Origin of the sequence: Arthrobacter sp. 3Tela_A (assembly GCF_049311025.1) — a bacterium.
Taxonomy (GTDB): domain Bacteria; phylum Actinomycetota; class Actinomycetes; order Actinomycetales; family Micrococcaceae; genus Arthrobacter_B.
Genome location: NZ_JAXIOM010000008.1, coordinates 89,012 through 95,612 on the forward strand (window position 1 = coordinate 89,012; position 6,601 = coordinate 95,612).

Here is a 6,601-nt window from a genome sequence, read left to right on the forward strand (position 1 = left end):
AGCGGACGTTACACATTCATTATTCTGGCACAGAGGCATGAATTTGTGAACGCATGCTGTGATTTTCATTTCACGTTTTCGTAACGTTCTGTTAGCGCACTCCGCTGCGGGCGTTTCAGTCGGAGCCGGTGCGAGATCCACATGATGACCAGGCCGGAGACCACTAGGATGACGGCCGAAAACGGCATGATGACCATAAAGGCACCAATATCCGCCACCATCGTCAGCACGGTGAAGAGGACCACCAGCGCCAATCCCGCGCCGAAGAGTCCGGAACCCAGGCGATGAGGCATGCGGTAACTCGCATTGCGGGAAGCGGCGAGTGCCGGCGCGCAGATCACGGCCGCCACATAGGCCGGGTACAAGCGGCCAAGCATCCCGTACACCTCAACGGTTACCTGGTCGCTGTAGTCGAGCAGTCCGGTCGACGTGGCTGGAATGTCACTGGCTGCAAAGAATCCCGCCGTCAGCACCGCAATGACGCCCAGAACCGCCAGCCCGATGGGACCGGTGATCCATCGGCGTGCCCACTCAGCGCCGAACGCAGCAGCACCACGCACGCCCAGGATCACGAAGACCCCGTACAGCGCATAGCGGAGCAGGAGGTTCGCCAGGTTCATGCCGCCCATGAGGGGGTCAATGAACTCGTAGATCACCGACAGGCTCAGGCCGGTTGACACGGCCATGAGGACCAGGCAGAAAAAGATGCTCCGGTTGCGTCCGCGAACGGCGTCGGGGAGGCGGAAAAGCGCAAAGAGGGAACTCAGCGCGAACGCCGACACCTGTATGGCGAAACCTGCGGTCATCCCAAATTCTCCAAAAGTGCGTGGTGGTATTTCTCATCTTGTTCACGTTTGCGCAGCACCTTCGCCAGCGCATCGAGCCTGTCCCGGGCGAGCGTGACCAGTTCTGCGTCGGAGAGCGCGGCCAGGGCTTCTTCCCTCCCCTGCGGCGGCCACCCGCCCTCATCAGGATGCAGCACACCTGTGACAACCAGCCCGCTGGTCAGCGATACGCCCGCCTGGCGCGCTGCCTCGACTGCAAGCCGGGTGGACAGCCGCCCGGCGGTCAGCTGGGCGGAGATGTTCTGTGGGGCAATCCCGGTGGCTGCGGAGAGCTGATGCCGCAGGTCTCCGGGATCCACGGCCTCGAACCATGGCCGAACCGCGATTGAATCGGCATAGCTGGCCACCTGGGGAACGGCGGGATGCCCTTCGTCCGCCTCGCCGCGGGCCAGCAGGTACTTCAGGATGCACTGGTACGGGATCTGGCTGATGAGCTCGGCCGGCGTGGGTTCCCGCCTCCCTTCGGCCAGCCCGTGGTATCCGTCAAAACCGGACAGCGCAACCACCGGATCCTGACCGTACGCCCGGGCAGACCGGACAACGGTGGAAACAGCGACGTTTCCCCGCACCAGCTGCTGGGCCAGGGTGGAACGTTTAATCCCCGTTCTGCGGCACAGATCAGCCGTAGATTCGTCAGGTGCAACCAGGGTCCGCCAACTCTGGAAGGCCTTAGCGGAGACCCCCATCCGACCCCCCGTGCTGCTTGATTGGATTCCATGCGTCTGGATCAGTATACTTCTAGCACTGGCTTCCTCCTCTGCGTTCCCCCCATATGCAGAGGAGGAAGCCAGCTCCAATTAACCCGGCTTTTCCGGACCTAGCCGGCGCGCTTCCGCGCAGCGGTGCGGGCACGCTCCCACGCCGCTTCAAGTTCACCTACGGCACTGCCATAGCGCTCCACTGCCTCATCACCCTCGTCGCCTTCCGCCGCCGACTGGGCAGCCTCATGCGCTGAGAGGGCTTCACGAGCCGCGCGCGCCAGCAGGCCGGTTTCCCTCTCACGAACATCCGTCAGCCCCGGAAATTCCACACCCTTCCAGGGGTCGAGTTCATAGGATCCCCACTCCAGCAGGACTGCTTCGCGTCTTCGGGCGAGCGCCTGGATTCTGCGGCGGCGAAGTTTTTGCAGCCGCGCCCGCTTCCTTGCCCGGTGCCTGCGGCTCAGCCAGTACCAGGCGCCCGCGGAACCGCCCAGCGCCAGGAGACCAACCACCGCTGCGGCCCCGGGAGCCGTCAGCCCCGCCCAGGCGATGGCGGCGACAACAGCCAGCCCGCCGGTGAGCCCTACCCAGAAGAGCCGCTCCCCGTCCTCCCGGCGGAGGGCCGAGTCGAGTGCCGGAGCCGTGAGCCCGACGGCGGCAGCGGCCAGCAGCAGGGCAGGCAGAGCTGCCAGAAAGCCTGAATCCATGCTGCTCCCCTCTCCGCGCGGCCCCCGTGCCGGTCGGCATCAAGCTGACTCATATTTACCAAGTATGCTGATAAACAGAGTTTTCCACCGAGGTACTCGGAAGACTCAAGCATTGCATGACGCCTCACAGCTAAGGAATGACATGTTGGTACCTGCCCCGCGCGGAGAACTCACCTACGCGCTCCTGAACGCGCTGCATGCCGGCCCACAGGCGACCGCGGAACAGTACGGGAAGCTGGACGACGCCGCTTCCCTCACCCTGGCAGGCAGTACGGACGTCCTGCGTAATGATGACCTGCAGCTTGCCCTCTTCCTGCTCTATGAACTCCATTACAGCGGGCTGAACGGCATCGACCCTGACCTGGAGTGGCAGCCCGAACTGATCCGGGTGCGCAGAAGGCTGGAGGCCGCTTTTGAAGCGGCCCTGCGCCAGGCTGTTCCGGTACCCGCTGCTCCAGCACCGGTTGCGGAGCAGGTTGCCGAGACCCTGTTCAAACTGGCCGACGACGACGACGGCCCCAGCGTGTCCCGCTTCATCGCACGGCACGCCACCGAGGAACAGCTGCGGGAGTTCCTGATCCTCCGGTCCGTGTACCAGCTCCGTGAGGCTGATCCGCACAGCTGGGCCATCCCCCGCCTGGCAGTGGGACGGGCGAAGGCAGCCCTGGTGGAAATCCAGGCCGACGAGTACGGCGGCGGGCGGCCCGAGCGGATGCACTCCGCGCTCTTCGCCCGCACCATGGCGGGGCTCGGCCTGGACACTGAGTACGGCTGCTACCTGGACCGCATTCCGGCGCTTGTCCTTGCCTCATCCAACGCGATGTCGCTCTTTGGCCTGAACCGCCGGCTCCGCGGCTGCATCGCGGGTCATCTGGCCGCCTTTGAGATGACATCTTCCATTCCGAACTCGTTCTACGCCCGGGGGTTCAAGCGCGCCGGCTACGGACCGGAGGTCACGTTCTACTTCGATGAGCACGTTGAGGCCGACGCCGTGCACGAACAAATTGCCGCCCGTGACCTCGCCGGAGGACTGGCCGAAGCCGAGCCGGAACTGCTTGAAGACATTCTGTTCGGCGCCGCGACCGTCCTGACCCTGGACGCCCTGCAGGGCGGGGAACAGCTGGCTGCCTGGAAAGAGGGGCGCTCGGCCCTGCGGGAGACGTCCTCCTCCCGCTTCGGAACCCAGGCACTGGATGCGGCAGCTGCGGCCGCGGGGGTGCCGGCATGAGTTCCCGGCCCGGATCGGATGCAGTTTCCGTTCCCGGCTCCAAGGTCACCGTTGTTCCGCCGGCCGGTAACCGGGACGGAGAACCGTTTGCGGTAACAGAATGCCCGGGAGGTCCGCTGCTGGTGCGGGGCGACTTTGAAATCCAGGACAGCGACGGCAACGAGGTGGCGAAGAACCGGGAAACCGTTGCCCTCTGCCGGTGCGCCGGCTCCCGGATCAAACCCTGGTGCGACGGCACCCACAAGCTGCTCCGCCGGGCAAGCGAAAACTGACCCTTCCGGCCCGCGCCCAGCCGGAACAGTCCCGGACAGCAGAACACCCCGGTTCCGTTCGGAACCGGGGTGTTCTTGCATTAAGCGGCGGGTGGGCCCTGTGGGGCTCGAACCCACGACCCACGGATTAAAAGTCCGATGCTCTACCAACTGAGCTAAAGGCCCCCCATCGGCACGGCAGCAATAGTGCCACCACGTCGACTTTTCCACTTTATCGCACGCCCCGGGAATCGTGGAAACCCCTGCGCGGGCCCAGAATCCACAGCCTTTCGGCAGCTGGTTTCCATCTGCCGAAAGCGGCTTCGATTCCCTCCACCGGCGGGAGTATTCTCAAGACATGACTGAGTCGAATGCATCGGTTCCCCGTCACCACAAACCCAAGCTGTATGCGCCCATGGACTTCGCCAACCACCCGGGCGGCGCTGATCCGGCCCGGGTCTCGGAGGCCGCCCATCTGGCGGCGCAGGCCCTGGTGCACCACGGCAGGGAGAGCGACGACCCTGAGGTCACCCGCCGGCTGGTTGAACTGGCCGACCAGCAGGGCCTCGAAGCAGTCGCGGAAATCTGGGCCACCAGTCCGGCCCGCTCCCTGCCCGGTGCCCTCTGGCGTCTCTACGCGCTGCGGGCTGCGGTGCAGCAGAACCCGGAAAAAGTTGCAGCCTTCTACGCAGCCGGCAAGGAAGCCGCCCAGGTGTCCAGGGTTGTCTCCGGCGTGGCCGAGCCGCTGGGCGCGGACGAGGTGCGCGCCATGGCGGACACCATTCTCTCCGGAGCCTTCGAGGGAGATTTCGACGTCGCGCTGGAGCGCTTCGCTGCCTTCTGCCGGGTGGTAGCCCTGGGCGAAACCCACCACGCTGACTCCGCCGAAGCAGCCAGCAGCGCCCGTGCAACGGAGCTGACCCGCAACGCACGCCAGCTGATACGGACTGCTGAGGACCTCGAGCATTCCGCGGAATCCTGGCGGCGGGGAGAGCTGGACTGAGCTCACCGGACCGTGTCGCGGGCTGTGGATACCCCGGTTGACATCAGGGACCGTGAGTAGAAAACTGAAAGTGGTGTCGGACCGCGGAACCCCCGGGCTTCAACTTAGAGCCGCTTCGAGCGGCCTTCCGCCGAGAGGCGCTCCCGGTTCGGCACCGTTACTCTTTCCACATCGGATATTCTTACCGGTGTGATGACCCCCCAGAGCAGCAGGGCAGTCCGGTGAAGCTCAGGCTGTTTCCCCAGGAGAACGCCGGTCTGGACCTTCTTTCCAGAATGGCTGCCCAGGCTGTCCGCGGCACAGCGACCCTCTCGGAAGCCCTTGGGGCGGATCCGTCGGAGTTCGCCCGGCTGGCAGAGGAACTTCACACGCTGGAGGCCGAAACCACGGAGCTGCACTTTGCGCTGATGACCCAGATGCGCACCAGCTTTATCAATCCGCTCCCGCGCGAAGACCTGTACGACCTCTCCCTGATTCTCCTTGGCCTGATGGAGCGCCTGGACAGCGCAGCGGAGATCGTCTCGCTCTACAAGCTCACCAATGTTTCGCGCCGGGCGGCCGAACAGCTTGAGGTCCTTGGCCGCCAGGCCGAACTCTCCGTGGCCGCCATGCGCACACTGGCCTCACTGGAGGACCTGGAAGACTACTGGATCGAAATGCTGCGGCTGAGCAAGCGGGTGGAACGCACTCACCGCATGTGGCTCGCTGAGCTGATCCACGACCATAAAGCCCTCTCCTACATCCGCCACCGTGACCTGGCCGACCAGCTCGCGGCAGCGTCGAAGGAGCTTCGCCGGCTGGGCACCTACGTGGGCAACATCCTGGTCCGGGAATCCTAGTTGACCACCGTACTGCTGGTGGCCGTATTCGCCTTCGCGGGCGCGTACGCCTTCATCAACGGCTTCCACGACGTCTCCAACTCGGTGGCAGCTGCCATCCGCACCCGGGCACTCACCCCGGGTGTCGCCGTCGTACTGGCCAGCGTCTTTAACCTGCTTGGTGCCCTGATCAGCACCGCCCTCGCGCTGGTGCTCGCGGATCTGTTCGTGCAGCTGCCGCCGGGCAGCAACGGGTTAGGCATCCTGATTGCCGGCCTTGCAGCGGCCTGTGCGTGGGGGTTGTGGACCTGGTGGCGGCGTATGCCCTCCTCCTCCACCCACGCCCTTGTAGGCGGCATTGTGGGCTCCTCAGCGGCCTCCACCCTGGTGGGTGGTCCCAGCATCTCCGAATCCTTCCGGCTCCTCTGGGACCAGATTGCCCTGCCGCTGCTGCTCTCCCCCGTAATCGCCTTCGTTCTGGCCTACCTGCTGGTGTACCCGGTGATGTGGCTCATGCGGTACAGCTCGCTTCGGCGCGGAGACGCGGGAAACCGGATTGCCCAGTCGGTCCTCTCCGCCGCGTTTTCACTCGGCCACGGCATGCAGGACGGACAGCGGACCATGGCCGTGCTGGTACTGGGGCTGGTGGCGGCGGGATACTCCACCGGCGCGGAAATCCCCTGGGGAGTGCAGGTCTTTGCCGGCCTGGCCCTGGCTGTCGGGGCGCTCTTCGGCGGCTGGCGGATCACCCACACCCTGGGCTACCGGCTGGTGCGCATCGACCCGCTGCGCGGCATGAGCGCGCAGGCCGTGGCTACCGGCATGCTGTTCCTGGGCGGCCTCTGGCTGCATATGCCGCTCTCCAGCACGCAGACCATGACCAGTGCGATCGTGGGCGCCGGAGCCAACCGCCGGTTCGCTGCCGTGCGGTTCATTCCGCTGCGCGAGATCCTCTTCACCTGGCTGGTCACCGCCCCGGCCGCGGCCCTGCTGGGCGGCATCTTCCTGCTGGCCCTAAGCCCGCTCCTCTGACTCCCTGCCCCTGCCC

The 6,601-nt window shown here is 65.4% G+C and carries 8 protein-coding genes and 1 tRNA gene; 5 read left to right on the forward strand and 4 right to left on the reverse strand.

All coding sequences use genetic code 11. The annotated features are described in order from the left end of the window. Positions 1-65: 65 nt before the first annotated feature. The 3 genes from TVC13_RS04675 to TVC13_RS04685 all read right to left on the reverse strand — a co-directional run bounded on the left by TVC13_RS04675 (position 66) and on the right by TVC13_RS04685 (position 2,253). Complete coding sequence (locus TVC13_RS04675) at positions 66-806, reverse strand: hypothetical protein (protein WP_422400063.1); 741 nt, start codon at positions 804-806, stop codon at positions 66-68. After that, a complete protein-coding gene (locus tag TVC13_RS04680) occupies positions 803-1,531 on the reverse strand; it encodes a hypothetical protein (RefSeq protein ID WP_422400064.1) in 729 nt (242 codons plus the stop codon). The genes TVC13_RS04675 and TVC13_RS04680 overlap by 4 nt, the downstream gene beginning before the upstream one ends. 131 nt (positions 1,532-1,662) lie before the next feature. After that, positions 1,663-2,253, reverse strand: coding sequence for a hypothetical protein (locus TVC13_RS04685; protein WP_422400065.1), 591 nt, complete (start codon positions 2,251-2,253; stop codon positions 1,663-1,665). 142 nt (positions 2,254-2,395) lie between these two features. Here TVC13_RS04685 and TVC13_RS04690 point away from each other — a divergent pair, with 142 nt between their 5' ends. Together TVC13_RS04690 and TVC13_RS04695 are read left to right on the forward strand one after the other, a co-directional pair. Continuing rightward, complete coding sequence (locus TVC13_RS04690; protein WP_422400066.1) at positions 2,396-3,481, forward strand: iron-containing redox enzyme family protein; 1,086 nt, start codon at positions 2,396-2,398, stop codon at positions 3,479-3,481. Further along, complete coding sequence (locus TVC13_RS04695; protein WP_422400067.1) at positions 3,478-3,753, forward strand: CDGSH iron-sulfur domain-containing protein; 276 nt, start codon at positions 3,478-3,480, stop codon at positions 3,751-3,753. Before TVC13_RS04690 ends, TVC13_RS04695 begins: the two co-directional genes overlap by 4 nt. 92 nt (positions 3,754-3,845) lie before the next feature. On the opposite strand, the gene TVC13_RS04700 is transcribed toward TVC13_RS04695, so the two are convergent. Further along, positions 3,846-3,918, reverse strand: a tRNA-Lys gene (locus TVC13_RS04700). A gap of 172 nt (positions 3,919-4,090) precedes the next feature. Between TVC13_RS04700 and TVC13_RS04705 the strand changes: the two genes are divergently transcribed. From TVC13_RS04705 to TVC13_RS04715, 3 genes are all read left to right on the forward strand, one after another. Further along, complete coding sequence (locus TVC13_RS04705) at positions 4,091-4,735, forward strand: hypothetical protein (RefSeq protein ID WP_422400068.1); 645 nt, start codon at positions 4,091-4,093, stop codon at positions 4,733-4,735. A gap of 221 nt (positions 4,736-4,956) precedes the next feature. Beyond that, a complete protein-coding gene (locus TVC13_RS04710) occupies positions 4,957-5,574 on the forward strand; it encodes a DUF47 domain-containing protein (RefSeq protein ID WP_422400069.1) in 618 nt (205 codons plus the stop codon). After that, a complete protein-coding gene (locus TVC13_RS04715; RefSeq protein WP_422400070.1) occupies positions 5,575-6,585 on the forward strand; it encodes an inorganic phosphate transporter in 1,011 nt (336 codons plus the stop codon). It abuts the gene before it with no gap. Positions 6,586-6,601: the final 16 nt, after the last annotated feature.

Bases quoted from the DNA above. Each gene is read 5' to 3' on its own strand.
- TVC13_RS04705 (WP_422400068.1), top strand. From the start codon at position 4,091: ATGACTGAGTCGAATGCATCGGTTCCCCGTCACCACAAACCCAAGCTG.
- TVC13_RS04680 (WP_422400064.1), bottom strand. From the start codon at position 1,531: ATGGGGGTCTCCGCTAAGGCCTTCCAGAGTTGGCGGACCCTGGTTGCA.
- TVC13_RS04675 (WP_422400063.1), bottom strand. From the start codon at position 806: ATGACCGCAGGTTTCGCCATACAGGTGTCGGCGTTCGCGCTGAGTTCC.
- TVC13_RS04690 (WP_422400066.1), top strand. From the start codon at position 2,396: ATGTTGGTACCTGCCCCGCGCGGAGAACTCACCTACGCGCTCCTGAAC.
- TVC13_RS04685 (WP_422400065.1), bottom strand. From the start codon at position 2,253: ATGGATTCAGGCTTTCTGGCAGCTCTGCCTGCCCTGCTGCTGGCCGCT.
- TVC13_RS04695 (WP_422400067.1), top strand. From the start codon at position 3,478: ATGAGTTCCCGGCCCGGATCGGATGCAGTTTCCGTTCCCGGCTCCAAG.